Consider the following 24,864-nt stretch of genomic DNA (forward strand, 5'->3'; position numbering starts at 1 on the left):
CGTCAGCCGGCTTTGGCCCACTCCCGCAACTGGGTCAGCACCTCACGGTCGCCCTCGATGGTCAGATCGTCGAACGGCATCCGCCCGTAGAGCGCCAGCACCAGATCGCTGGCGGTGCCGCGCACGGTCGTCACCGGATCGCCGGCCGCGGCCGGGTCGAGCTGACCACCGGAGGGCGTCAGATCGAGAACATGCGTCGGGCCGTCCACGGCGTCGAAAGCCACCCGGGCCGGCCGATGCGGCCACGCCCCCAGCGACCCCACCCCGGCCCGCAGAAACTCGGCCACTCCGTCGACGGCGACCGCGGCCGGCAGGGGCTCAGCCCGGCCGATCGTCTCTTGCGCGTCGCGGGCGTGAACCGCAGCCTCCTGCACCTGGTGACGCGCGATGGCTCCCACGGTCAGCGGCGCCGACGACGCGCCCCACCAGGCCCACGCGGGGGTGTCGGCCGCCGACGATCGCAGGGCGTCGAGCAGCAACGACGTCGACTCGGCGGACCACTCGAGCAGGTCGCCGCGGGGTTCCCGATCGCCCAGCGCCTCGGCTGAGGGCGGGCCGGCCGGATCACCCGCGCTCACCACCACGGCCCAGAAGCGCTGGACCGCCCCCAGATGGGCCACGAGATCGCCGAGATCCCAGTCGGGGCAGCCGGGCACCCGCGCGTCGGAAACAGCAGCGGCGGCGACTGCGTCACGCAGCGCCGCCGACCGCTCATCGATCAGGGTGAGGAAGCCGGAGTAATCCATGCCCTCTGTCTAGCAGCAGGGTCCGACAATCAGACGTTGAAGCCCAGAGCCCGCAACTGCTCCCGGCCGTCGTCGGTGATCTTGTCGGGGCCCCACGGCGGCAGCCACACCCAGTTGATCCGGAAGTCCTTCACCAGGCCGCCGCCCGGGCCGGTGGTCAGCGCCGTACGCGTCTGGTCCTCGATGACGTCGGTCAGCGGGCAGGCCGCCGAGGTCAGCGTCATGTCGAGGGTGGCCACGTTCTCGTCGTCGACGTGGGCGCCGTAGACGAGACCGAGGTCGACGACGTTGATCCCCAGCTCGGGGTCGACGACGTCCTTCATCGCCTCTTCGATGTCGTCGATAGAGGCCTTGGAAACGGCCGAGTCAGTCATGCCTTCACTCCAGAGGAAGAAACGTCAACACCAGCACGAGCCGCCGCGTCCTTGAACGCCATCCACGGCAGCAGCGCGCACTTCACCCGGGCCGGGAACTTGGCCACCCCGGCGAACGCGATCCCGTCGCCGAGCACGTCCTCGTCCGGCTCGACCTGGCCGCGCCCCTGCATCAGCGCCACGAACGCGTCCTGAATTCCGGACGCCTCCGAGGCCGTACGCCCCTGGAGCAGCTCGTGCAGCACCGAGGCGGACGCCTGGCTGATCGAGCACCCCAGCCCGTCGTACGAGATCTCGGAAAACGTGCCGTCCGAAGCAGCCACCCGGACCGTGATCTCGTCACCGCAGGTCGGATTGACGTGGTGCGCCTCGCCGTCGAACGGGTCGCGCAGCCCACGCCCGTGCGGATGCTTGTAGTGGTCCAGGATGATCTCCTGGTAGAGCCCGTCCAACATCATCCGAACACCTTCCGGACGTGATCGAGTCCGCGGGCGAGCGTGTCGATCTCGTCCGTGGTCGTGTAGAGATAGAACGACGCGCGGGTCATCGCCGGCACGCCGAAGCGTACGCAGGTCGGCTTGGCGCAGTGGTGCCCGACCCGCACCTCGACACCGAGCGCGTCGAGGACCTGACCCACGTCGTGCGGGTGCACCCCGTCGACGGCGAACGACAGCGTGCCGCCGCGGCCTTCCGGGGTGGCCGGTCCGAAGATGCGCACCCCGGGCACGTCGGCCAGGGTCTTGAGGGCGTACGCGGTGATGTCCTGTTCGTGCTGGTGGATGGCCTCCATGCCCAGCGCGTTCAGGTAGTCGACCGCCGCACCGAGCCCGACCGCCTCGGCGATCGGGGGTGTGCCCGCCTCGAACCGGGCCGGCGGCGCGGCGTACGTCGTGCCGTTCATCGTGACCGTCTCGATCATCGAACCGCCGGCCAGGAACGGCGGCATGGCGGCCAGCAGGTCGTACCGGCCCCAGAGCACGCCGATGCCGGTCGGGCCGAGCATCTTGTGGCCGGTGAACGCGATGAAGTCCGCCCCGAGCGCCTGCACGTCGACCGGCAGGTGGGGCACCGACTGCGAGCAGTCGAGCAGGACCAGCGCGCCGGTCTCGTGCGCCCGGGCCACGATCGGCGCCACGTCGTTGATCGTGCCCAGCACGTTCGACATGTGCACGACCGACACGATCTTCGTACGTTCGTTGATCAGCTCATTCATCGAGGACGTGTCGAGCCGGCCCTCGTCGGTGACCCCGAACCAGCGCAGCGTGGCGCCCGTCCGCTCACACAGCAGCTGCCAAGGGACGATGTTGGAGTGATGCTCCATCTCGGAGATCACGATCTCGTCGCCCGGCTTGAGCGCCAGGTGCTGCCCGAGCGAGTGCGCGACCAGGTTGATCGCCTCGGTCGAGTTCTTGGTGAAGACGATCTCGTCGGGCGTCGCCGCGCCGACGAAGGCCGCGATCTTGCCGCGGGCCTCCTCGTACGCCGACGTGGCCTCGGTGCCGAGCGTGTGCACCGAACGGGACACGTTGCCGTTGTGCCGCTCGTTGTGCAGACGCATCGCCTTGATCACCTGCGCCGGTTTCTGCGAGGTGTTGGCGCTGTCCAGATACACCAGCGGGTGGCCGTTGACCTCCCGCGAGAGGATCGGGAAGTCGGCTCGGACCTGGGCCACGTCGAACGTCATTGTTCAGTCCCCTGTCAGACCCGCGTGCCGACGTAGCGCTCGTAGCCCTCGGCCTCGAGCTGCTCGGCGAGCTCGGAGCCGCCCTCCTGGACGATCTTGCCGGCCACGAAGACGTGCACGAAGTCCGGCTTGATGTAACGCAGGATGCGGGTGTAGTGGGTGATCAGCAGCAGGCCGGTGTCGCCGGTCTCGCGCACCCGGTTGACGCCCTCGCTCACGACCCGCAGCGCGTCGATGTCGAGGCCCGAGTCGGTCTCGTCGAGGATCGCCATCTTCGGCTTGAGCAGCTCGAGCTGCATGATCTCGTGACGCTTCTTCTCACCGCCGGAGAAGCCCTCGTTCACGTTGCGCTGGGCGAACGCCGGGTCCATCTGGAGCTTCTCCATGGCCGTACGCAGCTCGCCCGCCCACGTACGAAGCTTGGGGGCCTCGCCGTCGATCGCGGTCTTCGCCGTACGCAGGAAGTTGGCCACCGAGACGCCGGGTACCTCGACCGGGTACTGCATGGCCAGGAACAGACCGGCGCGGGCCCGCTCGTCGACCGTCATGTCGAGGACGTTGTCGCCGTCCAGCGTCACCGAACCGCCGGTGATCTCGTACTTCGGGTGGCCCGCGATGGAGTAGGCCAGCGTCGACTTGCCCGAGCCGTTCGGACCCATGATGGCGTGGGTCTCGCCCGACTTCACGGTCAGGTCGACCCCGGCCAGGATCGGCTTCAGGTCGCCCTCGGGCAACTTCACCGACACCTGCAGGTCGCGGATCTCCAGGGTGCTCACGGCTTTACTCCATTACTCGGGGTCGTCGAAACATAGATGTCGCCGTCGCGGATCTCGACGGGGAAGATCGCTACCGGGGAGAACGCGGGCGGACCGCTCGGCTCCCCGGTGCGCAGGTCGAACCGGGAGCCGTGCAGCCAGCACTCGAGCATGCACCCCTCGACCTCTCCCTCGGAGAGCGGGACCGCGGCGTGGGAGCACTCATCGCGTACGGCGTAGAAGTTGTCGTCGTCGGCATGCACCACCGCGATGTCGACGCCCTCGAGCTCGACCGAGATCGCGGTGCCCTTGGCCACGTCCGCAGCCGGGCCGACAAGCTCGAAGGTCACGATGAATACTCCGCCAGACGCGCCTCGATGGCCTCGCCGAGCCGGTCACGGATCTCCTGGACCGGGATCTTGTTGATCAGCTCGGCGAAGAAGCCGCGGACCACGAGCTTGCGCGCCTCGGCCTCGGGGATGCCCCGCGCCATCAGATAGAACAGCTGCTCGTCGTCGAACCGGCCGGTCGCACTGGCGTGCCCGGCCCCGACGATCTCGCCGGTCTCGATCTCGAGGTTGGGCACCGAGTGGGCCACGGCGCCGTCGGTCAGGATCAGGTTGCGGTTGATCTCGTACGTCTCGGTGCCCGTCGCCGTCGCCCGGATCAGCACGTCGCCGACCCAGACGGTCTGCGCGGACGCACCCTGCAGGGCGCCCCGGTAACCGACGTAGCTGCGGCAGTCCGGCACCGAGTGGTCGACCAGCTGGCGGTGCTCGAAGTGCTGGCCGGCGTCGGCGAAGTAGAGGCCCCACAGCTCGGCGTCGCCACCCCGGCCGGTGTATTCGACCGAGGTGAACTGACGGACCAGGTCGCCGCCCAGCGCCACCTGCACGTGGCTGGCCCGGGCGTCCCGGCCGAGACGAATCTTGACGTGCTGCGCCTGCACGGCGTCCGCGTCCCAGTCGGCGATCGTCACGAACGTCAGCTGGGCGCTGTCGCCCACCACGACCTCGATGTTGTCGGCCAGCGTGGTGGTGCCGGTCTGCTCGAGCACGAGCGTGACCTTGGCGAACGCGCCGATCTTGACGAACGTACGGGCCGCCGCGGCCTCGCCGCCCTTGCCGACCAGGCGGATGACGACGGCCTGCTCGGGCTCGGTCTCGGGCGCCACCTCGATCAAGGTGACGCCGGCGGCCGAGCCGTGAGCCAGGGCGCTGATCCGGTCGAACGGCGTCAGCACCGGCTCGGCCGTCGCCCCGCTGGTCACGCTGACGCCGGCGGGCAGGTCACCCGTCTCGAGCTGCGGCGCGGTGCCGGTCAGCGCCGTGGCGGTGACCAGCTCGCGCAGCCGCTTGATCGGGGTGAAACGCCACTCCTCCTCCAGGCCGTTGACGGCCGGGAACTCGGTGACGTCGAACGACCGCAGCACCTGCGACTTGGTGCTGGGCGGGGCAATCGTTGTTTCCGTGGTCATGGGTTAGCCGACCGCGCCTTCCATCTGGAGCTCAATGAGACGGTTCAGTTCGAGGGCGTACTCCATCGGCAGCTCCTTGGCGATCGGCTCGATGAAGCCGCGCACGATCATCGCCATCGCCTCGTCCTCGGTGAGACCGCGGCTCATCAGGTAGAAGAGCTGGTCCTCACTGACCTTGGAGACGGTCGCCTCGTGCCCCATCGACACGTCGTCCTCACGGATGTCGACGTAAGGGTAGGTGTCCGACCGGGAGATGGTGTCGACCAGGAGTGCGTCGCACTTGACCGTGCTCTTGGAGGACGACGAGCCCTCCAGCACCTGCACGAGACCGCGGTACGAGGTGCGGCCGCCGCCCCGGGCGATCGACTTCGAGACGATCGTCGAGGAGGTGTGCGGCGCGGCGTGCACCATCTTGGCGCCCGAGTCCTGGTGCTGACCCTCGCCGGCCATGGCGATCGAGAGCACCTCGCCCTTGGCGTGCGGGCCGGTCATGTAGACGGCCGGGTACTTCATCGTCACCTTGGAGCCGATGTTGCCGTCGATCCACTCCATGGTCGCGCCCTCTTCGCAGGTGGCGCGCTTGGTGACAAGGTTGTAGACGTTGTTCGACCAGTTCTGGATGGTCGTGTAGCGCACGCGGGCGTTCTTCTTGACGATGATCTCGACGACCGCGGAGTGCAGCGAGTCGGACGAGTAGATCGGCGCCGTGCAGCCCTCGACGTAGTGCACGTAGCTGCCCTCGTCGGCGATGATCAGCGTCCGCTCGAACTGGCCCATGTTCTCCGTGTTGATCCGGAAGTAGGCCTGCAGCGGGATGTCGACCTTGACGTTCTTGGGCACGTAGATGAACGAGCCACCCGACCACACCGAGGTGTTCAGCGCGGCGAACTTGTTGTCGCCGACCGGGATGACGGTGCCGAAGTACTCCTGGAAGATCTCCGGGTGCTCCTTGAGAGCCGTGTCGGTGTCGAGGAACAGGACGCCCTGCTCCTCGAGGTCCTCACGGATCGCGTGGTAGACGACCTCGGACTCGTACTGCGCGGCCACGCCGGCCACGAGGCGCTGCTTCTCGGCCTCGGGGATGCCCAGCTTGTCGTACGTCGCCTTGATGTCCTCGGGAAGCTCTTCCCAGCTCGTGGCCTGCTTCTCGGTCGAGCGCACGAAGTACTTGATGTTCTGGAAGTCGATCCCGGTGAGGTCGGCGCCCCACGACGGCATCGGCTTGCGGTCGAACAGCCGCAGACCCTTCAGCCGGAGGTTGAGCATCCACTCGGGCTCGCTCTTCTTGGCGGAGATGTCGCGCACCACGGCCTCGGACAGACCGCGCTGAGCCGCGGAGCCCGCGACGTCGGCGTCGGCCCAGCCGTACTCGTACTTGCCCAGGGCGGCGAGATGCTCTTCCTGAGTAGTGATCTGGTCAGTCATATGTCTGTCCTTACCCGTGGGATTGCAGGAATGTGCGTGGTGCACACTCCATCGCCGTGCGCGATGGTGGCGAGACGCTGGACGTGCGTGCCGATGAGCCGGGAGATGACCTCGGTCTCGGCGTCACACAGCTGAGGGAACTCGGCGGCCACGTGCGCCACCGGGCAGTGGTGCTGGCACAGCTGCCCGCCGGACGCGATCGTCGACGCGTTGGCAGCGTAGCCCTCGGCGGTCAGCGCTTCGGCGAGCGCCTCCGCCCGGGCGATCGGGTCGTCGCCGGCCTCCTCGAGCGCCAGCCGGCAGCGCTCCTCGAGCGCCACCACCTGGGCCGAGGCGAAGGCGGTGACCCCGTCGGGACCGTGATGCTGGGCGATCCAGCGCAGCGCGGCCGTGGCGATGCCGTCGTAGAAGTGCGGGAACGATTCGCGCGCGGCGGCGGTGAGCACGAACGTCTTGGCCGGGCGCCCGCGACCGCGGGGACCGGACTTGCGCACCTCGCGCGCCTCGACCAGGCTCTCGGCCAGCATCGCGTCGAGGTGCTTGCGGATGGCCGCCGGGCTCAGACCCAGGCAGGCGCCGAGCTCGGCCGCGGTGGCCGAACCCCGCTCCAGCAGCAGCTGGGCGACCCGGTCACGGGTGCGGCCGTCCGACGCGCTGGCAGCAGCCATCGCCCCGGTCCGGATCAGCACCTCGTTTTTCACTACTCCAACGTTACGTATTTCCTCCGAGCCCTGCAAACCGACCCCCCGGTGATCCACGCCACCGGGTTGCGGGAGCGGTCAAAATCACGATCAATTGCCTGCGTACGATGCCGGAGGTGAGGTTCTTGCCGTTGCGTCCGCTGGCCCTGGCGTCCCTGGTCGCCAACGTTGCGCTGGTCGTCACCGGTGCGGCGGTCCGTCTGACCGGCTCCGGCCTGGGCTGCCCGACCTGGCCCCGGTGCACCGACGCGTCCTATACGACGACCGCCGAGATGGGCGTGCACGGCGTCATCGAATTCGGCAACCGGCTCCTGACCTTCGCGCTCGGCTTCATCGCCGTGGCCTGCGTGATCGCGGCGCTGCTGGAACGCCCCCGCCGCCGGGCCCGGGTCATGCTGAGCATCGCGGTGCTGCTCTACATCCCGCTGCAGGCCGTGATCGGCGGCATCACGGTGCGGACCCACCTCAACCCGTGGGTGGTCGGCCTGCACTTCCTGGTCTCCATCGTGATCATTGCTTTCGCGTACGCGTTGTGGCGGCGCAGCGCCGAGGGCGACGGACCGCCGGTCCCGCTGGTGCCGCGCCCGATCCACCACCTGGTGTGGATTCTGACCACGGTGAGCGCCGCGGTGATCGCCCTGGGCGTGGTCGTGACCGGCAGCGGCCCGCACGCCGGCGACCGGGACGCCAAGCGCAACGGCCTCGACCCGGCCACGGTCTCCCAGGCCCACGCCGACGTGGTGTTCCTGCTGGTCGGCCTGACGCTGGCCCTGATCTTCGCCATGCGCGCCGTCAAGGCTCCGCAGGCCACCGTACGGGCGGCGATGGTGCTGCTCGGGGTCGAGCTGGCCCAGGGCCTGATCGGCTTCGTCCAGTACTTCACCCACCTGCCGGTCCTGCTGGTCGGCGCCCACATGCTCGGCTCGGCCCTGGTCTGGACCGCGACCCTCGCCGTCCTGTGGTCGCTCCGCTCGCGCCCGCTGGAGCCGGTCGAGCCCCCGGCGGAGCCGGCCGTCCTCTCCCCCACCGCGGCGGAAGAGCCGATCCCGGCTCCGCGCTGACCCCTCCGGCCGCCGCTACCCGGTGGTCGACAAGGACCAACCCGTGGCCGGCTGTCCACGTCACTTTGCCTTCCCCGGCCCGTGATGCCGGCCGGCTCAACGGGCATCTCGCGGACCGACGAAACGCTGTGACCTGGGGCGCCGCAAACGCCGCCTGTGGACAACCGCGTGTTATCCACAGGCCGCCACATTGTGCCGTCGTTGATCGGCTCGTTTCGGCACGCTTTCCCCATGCCACACAGAAGCCCCAAGCACCGCAGAGCCCACTCAGGACGCAAGCCTCCACAGTCCCCGGAGCCGGTCGGCGTTCGACAGCTTCGGGCCGGCGCGGCGAATAGCAGTTCCGTCCCTCGTGCCGGGCCAGCCACCGGTGCGCGGTCTGCGGCCTCCACGAGCGCGGGGCTCGCCGAGGACGCCCGGCCCCTGAGACCCGGCCGATGGTGCTCGGCACCTGAGACCGGGCCGATGGTGCCCGGCCGCTGAGACTCGGCAGGGCTGCCGATCCGAGAACCCGTCAACCGGATCGGCTCCCGCGAGCCCTGCCGACCGGGTGGCGTCCCGCCTCGAGCCGAAGGCACCCGGCAATCACCGAACGGCTCGGCGGGCGCCACCCGCCCACCCGGCGCGCGTCCGTGGCGTCGAGGCCACGCGCCCATGTCGCCCGGCCGCGCGATCTCCGCCACGGTCCGCGCCGGGTTCCCCATGAAGGACGCACAAGAAGGAAGGTGAGCCTAAGGAGCAGCTCTACGAGGCCGGCGGCCGTAACCCGGTGTCCCTGCGCGGCCGTCGCCATCAGGCGCGGGGGTGGTGGCTCCACTCTCTCCGGCCACCACCCCCGCCGCCGGGCGCCCCACGATCGGGCTGGTGCTCTGCGGCGGGCCGGCGCTTTGGAATGGCCCGGTGCTCTGATGCGGGCCAGTGCTTCGACGCGGGCCAGTGCTTCGACGCGGGCCAGTGCTCTGACGCGGGCTGCTCTGACGCGGGCCGATGTTCTGAAGCGGGCCCGCGGGCGTCAGAGGCGGTTCGTGATCGCTTCGGCCAGGCGGAGGGCGGCTCCTGCGCTCTCGCCCTCGAGCAGGAACAGGCTGGGCTCGGCCAGCTCGAGCTCGACCAGCAGCGGGTCGCCGTCGGGGCCCGGGATCAGGTCGACGCGGGCGTAGAGCAGGCGCTTCGTGCCGCCAGGGATGTGTTCGAGCACGCGGTCGGCCGTGGCGCGTTCGGCCACTGTCGGCGTACGGGGGTCGATCTGCTCGCTGCCGGGGTCGATTGTGCCCTCGTCGGGGCCCGTGAGCATCGGGCCCTTGCGGATCGCGTGGCTGAACGTCAGCGTGCCGGTGGCGTCGGGCAGGAAGATCAGGGCTGTCTCGCCGAGTTCGTCGACCGCGGACAAGTAGGGCTGCACCATCGCGGTGCGACCGGCGGTGGTCAGGCGGGCCACGTGGGCCTCGGCCAGGGCGAGTTGCTCGGGCAGCTCGTAGCGGCCGGTGTCCTGGCTGCCCGCGCTGACCGTGGGCTTGACGACCCACTCGCCCGCGGCGGGCGGGGTCCAGGTCTGGCCGGGGGCCACGAACGCGGTCGGGGTGACCGGCAGGCCGGCCTGCGCGAGTTCGTCCAGGTAGCGCTTGTCGGTGTTCCACTCGAGCACGTCGGCCGGGTTGAGCAACTGGGGAACGCTGTGCGCCCAGGTTATGAATTGATCGCGGCGGGGCACGTAGTCCCACGGTGAGCGGATCACTGCGAGGTCGTACGAGGACCAGTCGGCCGTGTCGTCGTCCCAGCGGACGGCGTCCACCTCGATGCCGCGCTCGCGCAGGGCGTCGCGCAGCGGGTGGTCGTCCTCCCAGAGGTCCGGGAAGAGGTCGCAGGTGACGAGAGCGACCCGGGAGTTCTCCCGGGTCGCCTGGGGACGTGGGGTCAACTCAGCGGGCCATGCTCCGGCGCGACATCGAGCGCCATAGGTCGTTGCTGGGGCGCATCTGCTCCATGAGCTCGCGCTCCCACTCGTTCTCCACCTCGACGCCGGCGTTCTCACAAGCCTTGCGGGCGACCATGGTGTCGTCGGCGAACTGGTCGGACCACTCGCCGTCCTGGCCGACGAGCACAATGCGGGCACCACGCTTGCCGACGTACTCGATGACCGCCTTGGCGCCCCCGTGGCCGGCGGCGAAGGACTTGATCCCCGCGGTCAGTGTCGTATCGGAACCTTGAGCCATGAAGGGAAGAGTAAGCATCCCGAAGCCGGAGACAAGAACCTTCGTGGGCCATTTGTGAGACGGATTACCTGCGGGTTTAACCGTTGGACACATTGGTATTGAGCGATTTACCCGAATTGTCCACATCAACGGGTTTCCATCTAAAGAGTGACGCACAGTAATCAGTAAACGGGCATTTCCGGTCACCTTGTGCGACACCCGTAACCCTCGGGCGATGCCGGGATGTACCGACCAGAGGGCGCGAACGGTTCACCGCGGCGCGGCGCCGGGACGGCCGGCGCCGGTGCAGAAGACGCGAATCTTGGCACAAAGCCGCACGAGGCGCACAACGAGACCGGCTCGGCCGAAGACAGCAGCCGCGGCCCACGCAGGCCCCCGGCCCACGCAGGCCCCGGCCGCTAGCCGGGTCGCCCGCCGACCGCGGCCGGGTCACCGCCCGGGACGGCCGGGACGGCGGGGACGCGCTCAGGACAGCCGGGACGCCGCCCACGACGGCCGGGATTACGAGGCCGGAAACGGCGACGCGCCCGGCACCGCGTGAGCGGGCGGGCGCGCAAGCCGTAGAAGAGCGGGAAGCGGGCTCAGATCAGGGCGTCCACCGCGACCGCGATGAACAGGATCGTCAGGTAGGTGATGGACCAGTGGAACAGCCGCATCGGCTTGGCCGGCTCCCCCGCCCGGGTCCGCTTGACCAGCAGCAGCGCCTCAGCCAGGAAGGCCACGCCGGTGACGATGGCGGCGGCCAGATAGATCAGCCCCAGCCCGAGGTCGCGCCCGAGGGCCCAGGCCGCGATCGAGGACGCCACGGTGAGCACGGTGAAGAGCACGATCTCGAAGTTGACCCGGCCCACCGAGCGGACGACCGGCAGCATCGGCACGCCGGCCCGCGCGTAGTCGTCCTTGTACTTGATGGCGAGCGCATAGAAGTGCGGCATCTGCCAAAAGAAGACAACGGCAAAAAGCGCCCATCCCAGCGGGGCCACGCTGCCGGTCACGGCGGCCCAGCCGATGATCACGGGGGCCGATCCGCAGATGCCGCCCCAGAACGTGTTGGCGGGGGTGCGGCGCTTGAGCCAGAGCGTGTAGATGACGTCGTAGTAGAAGATCGCCCCGGCCGTCATGGCGGTGGCCAGCCAGTTGGTGAAGACGGCCATCAGCGCGACGGAGATCACCGCGAGGGTCAGGCCGAAGATGAGAACCGAGCGCGGGGTGACCGTGTTGGCCGGCAGCGGCCGTCGCTTGGTGCGCCGCATGACCTGGTCGATGTCGCGGTCGATGTAGCAGTTGAGCGCGCTCGCCGCCCCGCCCGCCATCGCCCCGCCGATCAGCACCACGGCGAGTGTGCGCAGGTCAGGCCACCCGCCCGCGGCGACCATCATGGCCGGCACCGTCGTCACCAGCAGGAGCTCGACGATCTGCGGCTTGGTCAGCGCCAGATAGGCGCGGAGCAGGGTTAGAGGATCGCGACGCGTCTCGGGGACAGCCGCCGTCGCGGCCTCCTCAGGAACGCCGGGCGCCCGCCCCTCGGCGGAACGCTCGGTGATCATGCTCACGGACTGCCACCTTCCGGCATCGGCACTCGCCATTTCACGACCATGACCGGCGCCCAGCCGGCGGCACGCTCGGACAGCCTACGCTCAGCCATCTGCGCTGCTCCGGCGGCCCACATCGGGTGCACGGCGTCACACGTCGCGTGTCCGCTCTCAGCGTATGGGCCTCGGGCGTTCCCCGGGCGCGGGTTTAAGGCAAGTGGATAGGGTCAACCTCAAAAGAGGTTCTACCGAAACCATGCCCCGAGGAGCACAAGCGACGTGGCTGCCACAGATCCTGCTCTCAATTGGTCCGACCTAGACCGCAAAGCGGTGGACACTGTCCGGGTCCTGGCCATGGATGCCGTCGAGAAGTCCGGCAACGGCCACCCCGGCACGGCGATGAGCCTCGCGCCCGCCGCCTACCTGCTGTTCAACCGGGTCATGAGGCATGACCCGACCGATCCTCTCTGGGCCGGTCGCGACCGCTTCGTGCTCTCCTGTGGGCACTCCAGCCTCACCCTCTACATTCAGCTCTATCTCAACGGCTTCGGCCTGGCACTGGACGACCTGGCCTCGCTGCGTCAGTGGGACTCGCTGACCCCGGGTCACCCGGAGTACGGCCACACCCCCGGCGTCGAGGTCACCACCGGCCCGCTCGGCCAGGGCATCGGCAACGCGGTGGGCATGGCGATGGCCGCCCGACGCGAGCGTGGCCTGTTCGATCCCGAGCCCAAGACCGGTGACTCTCTGTTCGACCACAACGTGTACGTACTGTGCTCGGACGGCGACATCGAAGAGGGCGTCAGCCACGAGTCGAGCGCCATCGCCGGCGTGCAGAAGCTCGGCAACCTCACGCTGATCTACGACGACAACGAGATCTCCATCGAGGACGACACCCGGATCGCCAAGAACGAGGACGTCGGCGCGCGCTACGCGGCGTACGGCTGGCACGTGCAGCATGTCGACTGGCGCCAGGGCGACCCGTCCAAGGGCAGCGACTACAACGAGGACGTCGAGGCGCTGCACCGGGCGATCGTCGAGGCCAACAAGGTCACCGACAAGCCCTCCTTCATCGTGCTGCGCACCATCATCGGCTGGCCCGCGCCCAACAAGCAGAACACCGGCAAGATCCACGGCTCCGCGCTGGGCGCCGAGGAAGTGGCCGCGACCAAGGAGATCCTGGGCTTCGACCCGAACAAGTCGTTCGAGGTCGCCGAGGACGTCCTGACCCACGCCCGCCAGGTGGTCGAGCGCGGCAAGGCGGCGCACGCCGAGTGGGACACGAAGTTCGGGACGTGGGCCAAGGCCAACCCGGAGCGCAAGGCGCTGTTCGACCGGCTCTCGGCGCACACGCTGCCCGAGGGCTGGGAGAAGTCGCTCCCCGAGTTCCCGGCCGACCCCAAGGGCCTGGCCACCCGCGCCGCCTCCGGCAAGATCCTCGAGGCGCTGGCCCCGGTGCTGCCCGAGCTGTGGGGCGGCTCGGCCGACCTGGCCGAGAGCAACAACACCACGATGAAGGGCGAGCCGTCCTTCATCCCGGCCGAGTACGCGACCAAGGCCTTCCCCGGCAACGAGTACGGCCGCACGCTGCACTTCGGCATCCGCGAGCACGGCATGGGCTCGGTGCTCAACGGCATCACCGCGCACGGCCGGACCCGCCCGTACGGTGGAACGTTCCTGGTCTTCAGTGACTACATGCGCGGCGCCGTCCGCCTGTCCGCGCTGATGAAGCTGCCGGTCGTCTACGTGTGGACGCACGACTCGATCGGTCTCGGCGAGGACGGCCCGACCCACCAGCCGATCGAGACCCTGTCCGCGCTGCGGGCCATCGTCGGTCTCGACGTGGTGCGCCCGGCCGACGCCAACGAGACGGCGTACGCCTGGCGTGGCGCCCTCGAGCACCAGGACCGCCCGACCGGCCTGGCCCTGTCCCGGCAGAACCTGCCGACGATCGACCGCAGCAAGTACGCGTCGGCCGAGGGCACGCTCAAGGGCGGCTACATCCTGTCCGAGGCGTCCGGCAACGAGCCCAAGGTGATCCTCATCGGCACCGGCTCCGAGGTGTCGATCTGCCTGGCCGCGCAGGAGCGCCTCGAGGCCGAGGGCACGCCGACCCGCGTGGTATCGATGCCGTGCCTCGAGTGGTTCTACGAGCAGGACACCGCGTACCAGCAGCAGGTTCTTCCGCGTGGCGTCAAGGCCCGGGTGACGGTCGAGGCCGGCATCCGGCAGAGCTGGGACCGCATCCTCGGTGAGGCCGGCGAGCCGGTCAGCATCGAGCACTACGGCGCCAGCGCGCCCGCCAAGATCCTCTTCGAGCAGTTCGGATTCACCGCGGACAACGTGGTGGCAAAGGCCAACGCCGCCCTGGCCAAGGTCGGCGAGATCACCGGTCACACGACCGGTAACTGAGGGGAAGCACAATGACCGACAGGCTTGCTGAGCTTTCGGCCGCTGGTGTAGCGGTCTGGCTCGACGACCTCTCCCGCCCCCGGCTGACGACCGGTTCGCTCAAGAAGCTCCTGGACGAGCAGCACGTGGTCGGCGTGACGACCAACCCGAGCATCTTCCAGAAGGCGCTCTCCGACGCCGACGCGTACGACGAGCAGCTGAAGGACCTCGCCGCTCAGGGCGTCACGGTCGAGGAGGCCGTCCGCCTGATGACCGGCCGCGACGTCCGCGACGCGTGCGACGTCGAGCGCCCGGCCTACGACGCCTCCAACGGCCTCGACGGCCGGGTGTCCATCGAGGTCGACCCGCGCAAGGCGCACGAGACCGAGAGCACCGTGGCCGAGGCCAAGACGCTCTGGTGGCTCGTCGACCGCGAAAACCTCTACATCAAGATCCCGGCCACCCTCGCGGGCCTGCCGGCGATCACCCAGGTCCTGGCCGCGGGCATCAGCGTGAACGTGACGCTGATCTTCTCGAACGAGCGCTACCGCCAGGTCATGGACGCCTTCCTCGACGGCATCGAGCAGGCCAAGGCCAACGGCCACGACCTGTCCAAGATCGGCTCGGTGGCGTCGTTCTTCGTCTCCCGCGTGGACAGCGAGATCGACAAGCGCCTCGACAAGATCGGCAGCGACGAGGCCAAGGCTCTCAAGGGCAAGGCGGCCATCGCCAACGCCCAGCTCGCCTATGAGGCGTACGAGGAAGTCTTCGGGACCGACCGGTGGAAGGCCCTGAAGGACGCCGGCGCCCAGCCGCAGCGTCCGCTGTGGGCGTCCACCTCCACCAAGAACCCGGAGTACAAGGACACCATCTACGTCGAGGAGCTGGTCGCTCCGGGCACGGTCAACACCATGCCGGAATCGGTGATCCACGCGTTCGCCGACCACGGTGAGACCCGCGCCGACGCGGTGACCAGCTCGTACGACTCGGCCCGCAAGGTCTTCGCCGACCTCGGCACGGTCGGCGTCGACCTCGCCGACGTGTTCAAGGTTCTCGAGGACGAGGGCGTCGACAAGTTCGAGGCCAGCTGGAAGGAGCTGCTCGAGGGCGTCGACAAGTCGCTCAAGGCAGCGGCCAAGGGTTCCGGCAGCCCGAGCGACGCGGCCTGATCACGACGAAGGGGACTCGCCGACGCGAGTCCCCTTCGCCTTGTCCCTGCTAAGACACTTGCTCGACACCGAAAACTGGCAGGATGGACCACGTGGGCAATCCGCTGCGTACCGCACAGGACCGCAGGCTTCCCCGGATCCCGGAGCCGTGCGCTCTGGTGATCTTCGGAGTCACCGGTGACCTGTCCCGAAAGAAGCTCATCCCGGCCGTCTACGACCTGGCCAACCGAGGTCTGCTGCCGCCCGGTTTCGTGGTTCTGGGCTTCGCCCGCCGCGACTGGGGCGACGGCGACTTCGAGTCGCTGGCGTACGAGGCGGCGAAGAAGGGCGCCCGGACCCCGTGGCGCGAGGACGTCTGGCAGCGTCTGGCCAGCCAGTTCCAGTTCGTTCCGGGCTCGTTCGACGACGACGCCGCGTTCGACCACCTGGCCGAGACGCTCGACGACCTGCGCGAACGCAACGGCATCCCGGGCAACGCCGCCTTCTACTTCTCCATCCCGCCCGCCGCGTTCCCGCTGGTGCTCAACCAGCTCGCCCGTACGGGAATGGCCGACAACGCCAAGTCGGGCGGCTGGCGCCGGGTCGTGGTCGAGAAGCCGTTCGGCAACGACCTGCAGACCGCCATCTCGCTGAACCAGCTGGTCGACGAGGTGTTCACGCCCGGCGACGTCTATCGGATCGACCACTACCTGGGCAAGGAGACGGTCCAGAACATTCTGGCCCTGCGCTTCGCGAACAGCCTGTTCGAGCCGGTGTGGAACTCCAAGTACGTCGACTCGGTGCAGATCACGATGGCCGAGGACGTCGGCATCGGCACCCGCGCCGCGTTCTACGACGCGTCCGGCGCCGCCCGCGACGTGCTGCAGAACCACCTGCTGCAGCTGCTGGCCCTGGTGGCCATGGAGGAGCCGACGAGCTTCGACCCCGACGACGTACGGGCCGAGAAGCTCAAGGTCCTCAAGGCGATCGCCATCCCGAAGGACATCGCCAAGGGCTCGGTCCGCGGGCAGTACCTGCCGGGCTGGGTCGCCGGCGAGCGCGCGGTGGGCTATCTCGAGGAGAAGAACATCCCGGCCGACTCCACCACGGAGACGTACGCCGCGGTCCGCCTCGGGATCCAGAACCGGCGCTGGGCCGAAGTGCCGTTCTACGTACGCGTCGGCAAGCGCATGCCGCGCCGGGTGACCGAGATCGCGATCCTGTTCAAGAAGGCGCCGCACCTGCCGTTCGACCCGGCCGACGTGGAGATGCTGGGCCATAACCAGCTGGTCATCCGCGTGCAGCCGGACGAGGGCGTGGTCCTCAAGTACGGCTCCAAGGTGCCCGGCACCACGATGGAGGTCCGCGACATCGCGATGGACTTCCAGTACGGCGAGGCGTTCACCGAGTCCAGCCCGGAGGCGTACGAGCGCCTGGTCCTGGACGTTCTGGTCGGCGACCGGACCCTGTTCCCGGACGCCGCCGAGATCGAGCAGAGCTGGCAGGTCATCGACCCGCTGGAGGCCGCGTGGGCGGGCACCAAGCCCGAGCCCTACCGGGCCGGCGAGTGGGGCCCGCGCGCTTCGGACGAGATGCTGGCCCGCGAGGGCCGTGCGTGGAGGCGAGCATGATCGGGTTGTGGGACACCACCGGCAACGAGGTGGTCAAGGCGCTGGCGGCCGAGCGGCGCAGCGCGGGCGGCGTGGCCTCCGGACTCGCCCTGACCCTGGTCTCGGTGGTCGAGGAGAAGAAGGTCCGCGAGGCCGAGGCGGCGGCCACGATCGCGGCCGCCGCGCACCCGTGCCGGCTGCTCATCGTGGTCCGCTCCGACCTGGAGGGTCGCAGCCGGCTGGACGCCGAGATCGTCGTCGGTGGCCGGCTGGGTCCGGCCGAGGCGGTCGTGATGCGCATGTACGGCCGGCTCGCGCTGCACGCCGAGTCGGTGGTCATGCCGCTGCTGGCGCCCGACGTCCCGGTGGTCAGCTGGTGGCACCAGGAGCCGCCGGACACGATCGCCAACGACTTCCTCGGTGTGGTCGCCGACCGCCGGATCACCGACTGCGCGCAGGCGCCCGACCCGGTGGCCGCGCTGCGGCAGCGGGCGGCCGACTACGCGCCCGGCGACACCGACCTCACCTGGACCCGCATCACGCTGTGGCGCACCCTGGTCGCCGGGGCCTTCGACACCACCGATGAGCGCGTCGTCGGCGCGACCATCGTGGCGCCGAGCAAGGACCCGACCGCCTGGTTGATGAAGGGCTGGCTGCAGTCGCGGCTGGGCATCGTGCCCGAGCTGCAGGCGGCCGACCGGGCCCCGCGGATGCACTCGGTGCAGCTGCTCTGCGCCAACGGCGACACGGTGACGGTGACCCGCGAGGAGAACACCGCGCTGTTCAGCCGCACCGGCCAGGAGGACCGTTACATGCCGCTGCCCAAGCGGCCGGTCGGTGACGAGCTGGCCGAGGAACTGCGCCGCCTCGACGCCGACCAGATCTACGCCGACGCGCTCGGCGCGATGGCGGGCGTGTCCGGTCTCGACCACAAGCCCGCCATGCGCGTGCACGTGTGGAAGGACCCGGCGCTGGCGGCCAAGGCCGACGAGGAGGGCGCGATGGCGGGCCCGGGCGGCACGGCCGCATAAACCGCGTCAAGATCGAGGGGCCGTCCGCCGACCAGGTGGGCGGCCCGACGCCGTTCCGACGACAGGAGAAGGACACGTGAGCAAGACCCTGGTCGTGGTCGTACCGGACGCCGATACGCTGGCCGCGACGGTGGCGTCCCGCCTGATCGCCAAGATCGTGGACGCGCAGGCCGAGCGCGGTTCGGCCGGTGTGGTGCTGACCGGCGGCCGCATCGCGAAGCGGGTGCTGGCCGCGCTCAAGGACCTGCCCGAGGCGGCCGCGATCAACTGGTCGCAGGTGGACCTGTGGTGGGGTGACGAGCGTTTCCTGCCGTCCGGCGACCCCGAGCGCAACGAGACCCAGGCCCGGGAGGCGCTGCTCGACGGGCTGCCGATCGACCCGGCCCGGGTGCACGCGATGCCCGCCTCGGACGGCCCGGACGGTGACGACGCCGAGGCGGCCGCCGCCCGGTACGCCGAGGAGCTGCGCATCGGCGGCGCCGACCGGCCCCCGTTCGACGTGCTGATGCTGGGCGTGGGCGAGGACGGGCACGTGGCGTCGCTGTTCCCCGAGCACCCGGTGCTCAACGCGACCTCGAGTACGACGTCGGCCGTGCACAACAGCCCCAAGCCCCCGCCGACCCGGATCACGCTCACCATGCCGGCGATCCAGTCGGCCGACGAGGTGTGGCTGATCGCCGCCGGCCCCGACAAGGCCGAGTCGGTCGGCAAGGCGCTCAACGGCGACAAGCTGCTGCCGGCCGCCCACGCCACCGGCGCCTCGAAGACCTACTGGCTGCTCGACCAGGAGGCCGCGGCGACCGTCAACTGAGCGGCCGCCGTTGGCGGGCGGGTGCGCCCCGGATCATAGAATTCCGGGGTGCACCCTGAGATCCGCTCCTACCGGCCCACCGACCTCGACGCCGTCTACGACATCTGCGTCCGCACCGCCGACGCCGGGGGTGACGCGCGCGGGCAGAACAGCTCCGACCGGCTCGTCGGCGACATCTTCGCCGCGCCGTACGTCGTCCTGGAGCCCGAAGTGGCCCGCATCCTCGACGACGGGCACGGCAACGCGGTCGGCTACGTCGTCGGCACCACCGACACGGCCACCTTCGTCAAGCGTTACCGCGCCGAGTGGCTGCCCGTCACGGCCGGCCGCTACGGCGACGATCCGCGCGACGAGATGTGGCTGGGACTGCACCACGACCCGGAACGGATGCTCGTGCCCGAACTGGCCGGCTATCCCGCGCACCTGCACATCGACCTGCTGCCGGAGTGGCAGGGCCGAGGTCACGGGCGCGGGCTGATGTGGTCGTTCCTGGCCGGCCTGCACGCGGCCGGGGCGCCGCGGGTGCACCTGGGCATGGCCCCGGCGAACACCGCGGCGCGCGCCTTCTACGACCGTCTGGGCTTCGAACCCATCCCGGTGCCGTCCCAGCCGGGCGCGCTGTATCTGGGCCGCGACACGGCCGTCTGAGACGGTCTACTCGCGACCGCGACGCTGACGCAGCTTCGCGAGGGCCTCTTCGAGGATCCTCGCGCCGTCCTCGTCGGAGCGCCGCTCCTTGACGTAGGCCAGATGCGACTTGTACGGCTCGGCACGCGAGCGGCCCGGCGGGTTCTGCCGGTCGAGGCCGGCGGGTTGACCGCAGCGCGGGCAGTCCCACGCGTCGGGCGGCGACGCCTCGGCCGCGAACAGGATCTGGCTGGCGTGCCCGGCGGCGCAGAAGTAGGTCACCTCCCGGCGGGGGGCGGGCTCGCTGCGCTCGTCGGGGCGGACCGGGGACGAGCCGACACGGCTGCCGCGGATCGCACTGCCACTGGACACGGACGTGACTCCTGTCTCGAGGGCGCTGGTTGTCGACGGCCGGAAATCAGGCCGAAACAGAACGTAGAAATGCCGCGCGCCCGGCAGAACCGGACGCGCGGCAGAGTCTACGACTATTACGCTCCGTAAGAAAGAACGGGGCGCAAGGAAAGTCAGGAGCCGGGCACGGCCAAGCGCATCCACAGGCCGAGCCCGATGATGCAGGCGAACCAGATGATGCCCACCAGCACGGTGTAACGGTCGAGGTTTTTCTCCGCGACCGAGGAGCCGGCGAGGCTGGAGGTGACGCCGCCGCCGAACATGCTGGACATGCCGCCGCCCTTGCCGCGGTGCAGCAGGATCAGCAGCGTCAGCACCAAGCTGGTGAGGACCAGCAACGAGATCAGCGTGTACGCGAACCACATCGGCATGGTCGGGTCATTCCTCTCGAAGGGCACAGGAGCCGTCCAACAATAGCTTGTGCCCGGGCGCTCCATGCGCCCGGGCACGCTCTGCTCACGTCCTGTGTCAGCGGGCCACGTGCTCGCGGAACCGGGCGATCGAGGCGAACTCCTCGGCGTCCAGGCTCGCGCCGCCCACCAGGGCGCCGTCCACGTCCGGCTTGGCCATGATCTGCGCGATGTTGGCCGCCTTGACCGAGCCGCCGTAGAGCACCCGCACAGCGTCGGCGACCTCGGCCCCGTACACCTCGGCCAGCCGCTTGCGGATCTCGCCGCAGACCTCCTGGGCGTCCTCCGGCGTCGCGGTCTTGCCGGTGCCGATCGCCCAGACCGGCTCGTACGCGATGACGATCTGCTTGACCTGCTCGGGCTTGAGCCCGGCCAGACCGGCGTCGATCTGCGAGACGCAGTGCGCGCAGTGGCCGCCTTCCTCGCGGATCGACAGGCCCTCGCCCACGCAGAGGATCGGCGTCAGGTTGTTCGCGAAGGCCGCCTTCACCTTCGCGTTGACCAGCGCGTCGTCCTCGTTGTGGTACTCGCGGCGCTCGGAGTGGCCGGCCAGCACGTAGGTGCAGCCCAGCTTCTCGAGCATGGAGCCGGCGATCTCACCGGTGTAGGCGCCCGACTTGTGCTGCGAGACATCCTGCGCGCCGTACACGAGGTTGAGCTTGTCGCCGTCGACCGCCGTCTGCACGGTGCGCAGATCGGTGAACGGCGGCAGCACGGCCACCTCGACGTCGGTGAGCTGCTTCTCGTTCAGGCTCGCGGCGAGCTTCTGCACCAGAAGGTTGGCCTCGAAGTGGTTGAGGTTCATCTTCCAGTTACCGGCCATGAGGGGCCGGCGCGCGTCCGCCATTACTTCTCCAGTGCTTCGATGCCGGGGAGGGTCTTGCCCTCGAGGTACTCCAGGGAGGCGCCGCCACCGGTGGAGATGTGCCCGAACGCGCTCTCGTCGAGGCCGAGCGTGCGCACGGCCGCGGCCGAGTCACCGCCGCCGACCACCGAGAAGCCGTCGATCTTGGTGATCGCCTCGGCCACGCCGCGGGTGCCGGCCGCGAACGGGGCCAGCTCGAACACGCCCATCGGGCCGTTCCAGAACACGGTCTTGGCTCCGCCGATCGCCTCGGCGAACAACGCGACCGACTCGGGGCCGATGTCGAGACCCAGCCGGTCGGCCGGGATCTCCGACGCCGCGACCACGTCGTGGGCCGCGTCCGCCGAGAACTCCGACGCCGCCACCACGTCGACCGGCAGCACGATCCGGCCCTGCGCCTCGGCCAGCAGGTCGCGGCAGGTGCCGACCATCTCGTCCTCGAGCAGCGACTTGCCGACCTCGTGACCCTGGGCCTTGAGGAAGGTGAAGCACATGCCGCCGCCGACGAGGAGCTTGTCGACCTTGGGCAGCAGGGCCTTGATCACCGCGAGCTTGTCGGACACCTTGGAGCCGCCGAGCACGACCACGTACGGCTGCTCGGGGTTCTCGGTGACCCGCTTGAGGACCTCGACCTCCTTGAGGACGAGACCACCGGCGTAGTGCGGCAGCACGGCGGGCACGTCGTACACCGAGGCGTGCTTGCGGTGCACCGCGCCGAAGGCGTCGTCGACGTAGACGTCGGCCAGCTTCGCCAGCTCGCCCGCGAACGCGGAACGGGCGGCGTCGTCCTTGGACGTCTCGCCCTCGTTGAACCGCAGGTTCTCGAGGAGCAGCACCTGGCCGTCCTGCAGCTCACCGGCCTTGGCCGCCGCGTCGGATCCGACCGTGTCGGACGCGAAGACGACCGGCGAGCCCAGCAGCTCGCCGAGCCGGGTGGCCACCGGGGCCAGCGTGTACTTGGGGTCGGGCGCGCCCTTGGGCCGGCCCAGGTGCGACATCACGATGACGCGGGCGCCCGCGTCACGCAGCGCGATCAGCGTCGGCAGCACCGCGCGGGCGCGGCCGTCGTCGCTGATGACGCCGGGGTTCTGCTTGTCGAACGGGACGTTCAGGTCGGCGCGCACGAGCACGCGCCGACCCGAGACACCCTCGCCGAGCAGGTCGTCGAGAGTCTTCAAGATCAGGCTCCGACGAGCTTGACCAGGTCGACGAGGCGGTTCGAGTAGCCCCACTCGTTGTCGTACCAGCCGACGACCTTGACCTGGTTGCCGATGACCTTGGTCAGGCCGGCGTCGAAGATGCAGGAGGCCGGGTCGGTGACGATGTCCGACGAGACGATCTCGTCCTCGGTGTAGGTCAGGATGCCCCGCAGCGCGCCCTCGGCGGCGGCCTTGATCGCGGCGTTGACCTCTTCGACCGAGGTGTCCTTCTTGGCCTGGAAGGTCAGGTCGGTGGCCGAGCCGGTCGGGATCGGCACGCGCATCGCGAAGCCGTCCAGCTTGCCCTTGAGCTCGGGCAGCACCAGGCTGACGGCCTTGGCGGCGCCGGTCGAGGTCGGCACCACGTTGAGGGCGGCGGCGCGGGCGCGACGCAGGTCCTTGTGCGGGCCGTCCTGCAGGTTCTGGTCCTGGGTGTAGGCGTGGATCGTGGTCATCAGGCCACGCTCGATGCCGATCGTGTCGTTCAGGACCTTCGCCATCGGGGCGAGGCAGTTGGTGGTGCAGGACGCGTTGGAGATGATGTTGTGCTTCGCGCCGTCGTACAGGCCGTCGTTGACGCCCATGACGACCGTGATGTCCTCGTTCTTGGCCGGCGCCGAGATGATGACCTTCTTGGCGCCCTTGTCGATGTGCGCCTTGGCCTTGGTGGCGTCGGTGAAGAAGCCGGTCGACTCGATGACGACGTCGGCGCCCAGGTCGCCCCAGGGCAGGTTGTTCGGGTCGCGCTCGGCGAACGCCTTGAAGGTCTTGCCACCCACGGTGATCTCGTCGGCGGTGGCCTTCACCTCGTGCGGCAGGCGGCCGAGGATCGAGTCGTACTTGAGCAGGTGCGCGAGCGTCGCGTTGTCGGTCAGGTCGTTCACGCCGACGATCTCGATGTCCGCACCCGAGGCGGCAGCCGCCCGGAAGAAGTTGCGTCCGATACGGCCGAAGCCGTTGATGCCAACCCGGATGGTCACAGGTGGATCTCCTCGTTTCGGTCCGCCGGATTTTGCGACCGGCGGAGGGTCTGCGTGCCGACCACGTCGAGGGCCGGCAAAGGGGCGTCCGGTCGCCGCGCCTGAGTTGAGGGGCGCCGGGTCAGACTGGCGGCGCACAGCGCGGTCGGCCGAGCTGCCGGCACCGTCGCCGTCGGTAAGACCCTATCCGAGAGCCGCCGGGACTTTTCCGAGGGGTCGCAACCCAACCGTGACAGTGTTCCGCCGTTAACCTGCGCTTCCACAATCCGAAAGCCAGGACCACGACCCATCCCGTACGCGACGTGGCCGTCACCAAAAGCAACCACGGCCGCCCCGGGCCCTTCTGCCCGGCCGGGTGCCACACCGGGCCGTGGCGCAGCCACCGGCCCGGTGGGCGGAGGAGATCAGCAGGCCATCATTTCCGGGGTCACGGCGGCCTCGGTGTCGGGGATGCCCAGGTCGCGGGCGCGCTTGTCGGCGAGGGCGAGCAGACGCCTTATACGGCCGGCGATCGCATCCTTGGTCAGCGGCGGGTCGGCCAGCGCGCCCAGCTCCTCCAGCGAGGCCTGGCGGTGCTCCAGACGCAGCTGACCGGCCGACGTGAGGTGGTTGGGGGCCTCGTCGGCCAGGATCTCCAGGGCGCGGGTGACCCGGGCCGCGGCGGCCACGGCGGCGCGGGCCGAGCGGCGCAGGTTGGCGTCGTCGAAGTTGGCCAGCCGGTTGGCGGTGGCCCGCACCTCGCGCCGCACCCGGCGCTCCTCCCAGGCCAGCACGCTGGCGTGCGCGCCGATGCGGGTGAGCAGCGCGGCGATCGCGTCGCCGTCCTTGATGACGACCCGGTCGACCCCGCGGACCTCGCGCTCCTTGGCGGTGATGCCGATGCGCCGGGCCGCGCCGCGCAACGCCAGCGCCGCCTCCGGACCGGGGCAGGTGATCTCCAGAGCGCTGGACCGGCCGGGCTCGGTCAGCGAGCCGTGCGCCATGAACGCGCCCCGCCACGCCGCCACCGCGCAGCACACGTTGGCCGACACGACGTGCGGCGGGAGGCCGCGCACCGGGCGGCCACGCACGTCCAGCAGGCCGGTCTGGCGGGCCAGCGCCTCGCCGTCCTTGACGATGCGCACGATGTAGTGGCTGCCCTTACGCAGGCCGCCGGAGGCGAGAACGTGCACCTCGCTCGGGTAGCCGTAGACGTCGGCGATCTCGCGCCGCAGCCGCCGCGCCACCGCGCCGGTGTCCAGCTCCGCCTCGACCACCACCCGGCCCGAGACGATGTGCAGACCGCCGGCGAACCGCAGCAGGGCCGCCATCTCGGCCCGCCGGCAGCACGGCTTGGGCACGTCGACCCGGCTCAGCTCGTCTTTGACTGCTGCCGTCATCGCCATCGTGATGTCACCTCATGCGCCGGGTCTT

The 24,864-nt window shown here is 69.7% G+C and carries 24 protein-coding genes and 1 pseudogene; 7 read left to right on the forward strand and 18 right to left on the reverse strand.

The features are described from left to right. Nucleotides 1–2: 2 nt before the first annotated feature. The 9 genes and pseudogenes from ACZ3I4_RS11265 to ACZ3I4_RS11305 form a co-directional block, all read right to left on the reverse strand. Complete coding sequence (locus ACZ3I4_RS11265; RefSeq protein ID WP_465381756.1) at nt 3–746, reverse strand: maleylpyruvate isomerase family mycothiol-dependent enzyme; 744 nt, start codon at nt 744–746, stop codon at nt 3–5. 29 nt (nt 747–775) lie between these two features. Beyond that, nucleotides 776–1,099: pseudogene (locus tag ACZ3I4_RS11270) on the reverse strand (metal-sulfur cluster assembly factor); the annotation flags it as partial. A 17-nt stretch (nt 1,100–1,116) separates the two neighbouring features. Then, the gene (sufU, locus tag ACZ3I4_RS11275) at nt 1,117–1,578 is read right to left on the reverse strand and encodes a Fe-S cluster assembly sulfur transfer protein SufU (RefSeq protein WP_465381757.1); all 462 of its coding nucleotides are present in this window, start codon (nt 1,576–1,578) and stop codon (nt 1,117–1,119) included. Beyond that, nucleotides 1,575–2,804, reverse strand: a complete 1,230-nt coding sequence (locus ACZ3I4_RS11280; protein WP_465381758.1) for a cysteine desulfurase — start codon at nt 2,802–2,804, stop codon at nt 1,575–1,577. The genes sufU and ACZ3I4_RS11280 overlap by 4 nt, the downstream gene beginning before the upstream one ends. Before the next feature lie 14 nt (nt 2,805–2,818). Then, the gene (gene sufC / locus ACZ3I4_RS11285; protein ID WP_465381759.1) at nt 2,819–3,580 is read right to left on the reverse strand and encodes a Fe-S cluster assembly ATPase SufC; all 762 of its coding nucleotides are present in this window, start codon (nt 3,578–3,580) and stop codon (nt 2,819–2,821) included. Beyond that, nucleotides 3,577–3,909 (reverse strand): Rieske (2Fe-2S) protein, encoded by a 333-nt coding sequence (locus tag ACZ3I4_RS11290; protein WP_465381760.1) that lies wholly within the window; start codon nt 3,907–3,909, stop codon nt 3,577–3,579. Before ACZ3I4_RS11290 ends, sufC begins: the two co-directional genes overlap by 4 nt. Further along, a complete protein-coding gene (gene sufD / locus ACZ3I4_RS11295; RefSeq protein ID WP_465381761.1) occupies nt 3,906–5,036 on the reverse strand; it encodes a Fe-S cluster assembly protein SufD in 1,131 nt (376 codons plus the stop codon). Before sufD ends, ACZ3I4_RS11290 begins: the two co-directional genes overlap by 4 nt. Nucleotides 5,037–5,039: 3 nt before the next feature. After that, nucleotides 5,040–6,461, reverse strand: a complete 1,422-nt coding sequence (gene sufB / locus ACZ3I4_RS11300) for a Fe-S cluster assembly protein SufB (protein ID WP_465381762.1) — start codon at nt 6,459–6,461, stop codon at nt 5,040–5,042. Beyond that, entirely contained in the window at nt 6,458–7,129 is a 672-nt protein-coding gene (locus tag ACZ3I4_RS11305) for a helix-turn-helix transcriptional regulator (protein ID WP_465381850.1), read from the reverse strand. Before ACZ3I4_RS11305 ends, sufB begins: the two co-directional genes overlap by 4 nt. A 149-nt stretch (nt 7,130–7,278) precedes the next feature. On the opposite strand from ACZ3I4_RS11305, the gene ACZ3I4_RS11310 reads away from it, so the two are divergent. Then, a complete protein-coding gene (locus ACZ3I4_RS11310; RefSeq protein ID WP_465381763.1) occupies nt 7,279–8,223 on the forward strand; it encodes a COX15/CtaA family protein in 945 nt (314 codons plus the stop codon). Between the two features lie 1,012 nt (nt 8,224–9,235). Here the strand turns inward: ACZ3I4_RS11310 and ACZ3I4_RS11315 are convergent. The 3 genes from ACZ3I4_RS11315 to ACZ3I4_RS11325 all read right to left on the reverse strand — a co-directional run bounded on the left by ACZ3I4_RS11315 (nt 9,236) and on the right by ACZ3I4_RS11325 (nt 11,983). Next, nucleotides 9,236–10,141 (reverse strand): ATP-grasp domain-containing protein, encoded by a 906-nt coding sequence (locus ACZ3I4_RS11315; RefSeq protein ID WP_465381764.1) that lies wholly within the window; start codon nt 10,139–10,141, stop codon nt 9,236–9,238. A 1-nt stretch (nt 10,142) separates the two neighbouring features. Then, the gene (locus tag ACZ3I4_RS11320; protein WP_436654614.1) at nt 10,143–10,436 is read right to left on the reverse strand and encodes a hypothetical protein; all 294 of its coding nucleotides are present in this window, start codon (nt 10,434–10,436) and stop codon (nt 10,143–10,145) included. Between the two features lie 581 nt (nt 10,437–11,017). Continuing rightward, nucleotides 11,018–11,983, reverse strand: coding sequence for a heme o synthase (locus ACZ3I4_RS11325; RefSeq protein WP_465381851.1), 966 nt, complete (start codon nt 11,981–11,983; stop codon nt 11,018–11,020). Nucleotides 11,984–12,247: 264 nt separating this feature from the next. Here ACZ3I4_RS11325 and tkt point away from each other — a divergent pair, with 264 nt between their 5' ends. The 6 genes from tkt to ACZ3I4_RS11355 all read left to right on the forward strand — a co-directional run bounded on the left by tkt (nt 12,248) and on the right by ACZ3I4_RS11355 (nt 19,607). Then, nucleotides 12,248–14,380, forward strand: a complete 2,133-nt coding sequence (tkt, locus tag ACZ3I4_RS11330) for a transketolase (RefSeq protein WP_465381765.1) — start codon at nt 12,248–12,250, stop codon at nt 14,378–14,380. Nucleotides 14,381–14,391: 11 nt separating this feature from the next. Beyond that, a complete protein-coding gene (gene tal / locus ACZ3I4_RS11335; protein WP_465381766.1) occupies nt 14,392–15,528 on the forward strand; it encodes a transaldolase in 1,137 nt (378 codons plus the stop codon). Nucleotides 15,529–15,620: 92 nt separating this feature from the next. Further along, nucleotides 15,621–17,138, forward strand: a complete 1,518-nt coding sequence (gene zwf, locus ACZ3I4_RS11340) for a glucose-6-phosphate dehydrogenase (protein ID WP_465381767.1) — start codon at nt 15,621–15,623, stop codon at nt 17,136–17,138. After that, nucleotides 17,135–18,148: a glucose-6-phosphate dehydrogenase assembly protein OpcA gene (locus tag ACZ3I4_RS11345; protein ID WP_465381768.1), complete on the forward strand. Its 1,014-nt coding sequence runs from the start codon at nt 17,135–17,137 to the stop codon at nt 18,146–18,148. The genes zwf and ACZ3I4_RS11345 overlap by 4 nt, the downstream gene beginning before the upstream one ends. A gap of 76 nt (nt 18,149–18,224) precedes the next feature. Beyond that, a complete protein-coding gene (gene pgl / locus ACZ3I4_RS11350) occupies nt 18,225–18,959 on the forward strand; it encodes a 6-phosphogluconolactonase (protein ID WP_465381769.1) in 735 nt (244 codons plus the stop codon). A gap of 48 nt (nt 18,960–19,007) precedes the next feature. After that, on the forward strand, nt 19,008–19,607 hold the full coding sequence (locus tag ACZ3I4_RS11355; RefSeq protein WP_465381770.1) for a GNAT family N-acetyltransferase: 600 nt from the start codon (nt 19,008–19,010) through the stop codon (nt 19,605–19,607). A 6-nt stretch (nt 19,608–19,613) separates the two neighbouring features. On the opposite strand, the gene ACZ3I4_RS11360 is transcribed toward ACZ3I4_RS11355, so the two are convergent. The 6 genes from ACZ3I4_RS11360 to whiA all read right to left on the reverse strand — a co-directional run bounded on the left by ACZ3I4_RS11360 (nt 19,614) and on the right by whiA (nt 24,836). Beyond that, the gene (locus ACZ3I4_RS11360) at nt 19,614–19,958 is read right to left on the reverse strand and encodes an RNA polymerase-binding protein RbpA (RefSeq protein WP_465381771.1); all 345 of its coding nucleotides are present in this window, start codon (nt 19,956–19,958) and stop codon (nt 19,614–19,616) included. A 152-nt stretch (nt 19,959–20,110) separates the two neighbouring features. Next, nucleotides 20,111–20,368, reverse strand: a complete 258-nt coding sequence (secG, locus tag ACZ3I4_RS11365) for a preprotein translocase subunit SecG (protein ID WP_465381772.1) — start codon at nt 20,366–20,368, stop codon at nt 20,111–20,113. A 97-nt stretch (nt 20,369–20,465) separates the two neighbouring features. Continuing rightward, nucleotides 20,466–21,254, reverse strand: coding sequence for a triose-phosphate isomerase (tpiA, locus tag ACZ3I4_RS11370; RefSeq protein ID WP_465381773.1), 789 nt, complete (start codon nt 21,252–21,254; stop codon nt 20,466–20,468). Next, nucleotides 21,254–22,456: a phosphoglycerate kinase gene (locus tag ACZ3I4_RS11375; protein WP_465381852.1), complete on the reverse strand. Its 1,203-nt coding sequence runs from the start codon at nt 22,454–22,456 to the stop codon at nt 21,254–21,256. The genes tpiA and ACZ3I4_RS11375 overlap by 1 nt, the downstream gene beginning before the upstream one ends. Continuing rightward, nucleotides 22,453–23,451: a type I glyceraldehyde-3-phosphate dehydrogenase gene (gene gap / locus ACZ3I4_RS11380; protein ID WP_465381774.1), complete on the reverse strand. Its 999-nt coding sequence runs from the start codon at nt 23,449–23,451 to the stop codon at nt 22,453–22,455. The genes ACZ3I4_RS11375 and gap overlap by 4 nt, the downstream gene beginning before the upstream one ends. Before the next feature lie 404 nt (nt 23,452–23,855). Next, nucleotides 23,856–24,836 carry a DNA-binding protein WhiA gene (whiA, locus tag ACZ3I4_RS11385; protein ID WP_097322458.1) on the reverse strand — a complete coding sequence of 327 codons (981 nt, stop codon included), beginning with the start codon at nt 24,834–24,836 and terminating at the stop codon, nt 23,856–23,858. Between the last annotated feature and the right edge of the window lie 28 nt (nt 24,837–24,864).

It is taken from the genome of Actinoplanes sp. NPDC021490 (assembly GCF_055562135.1).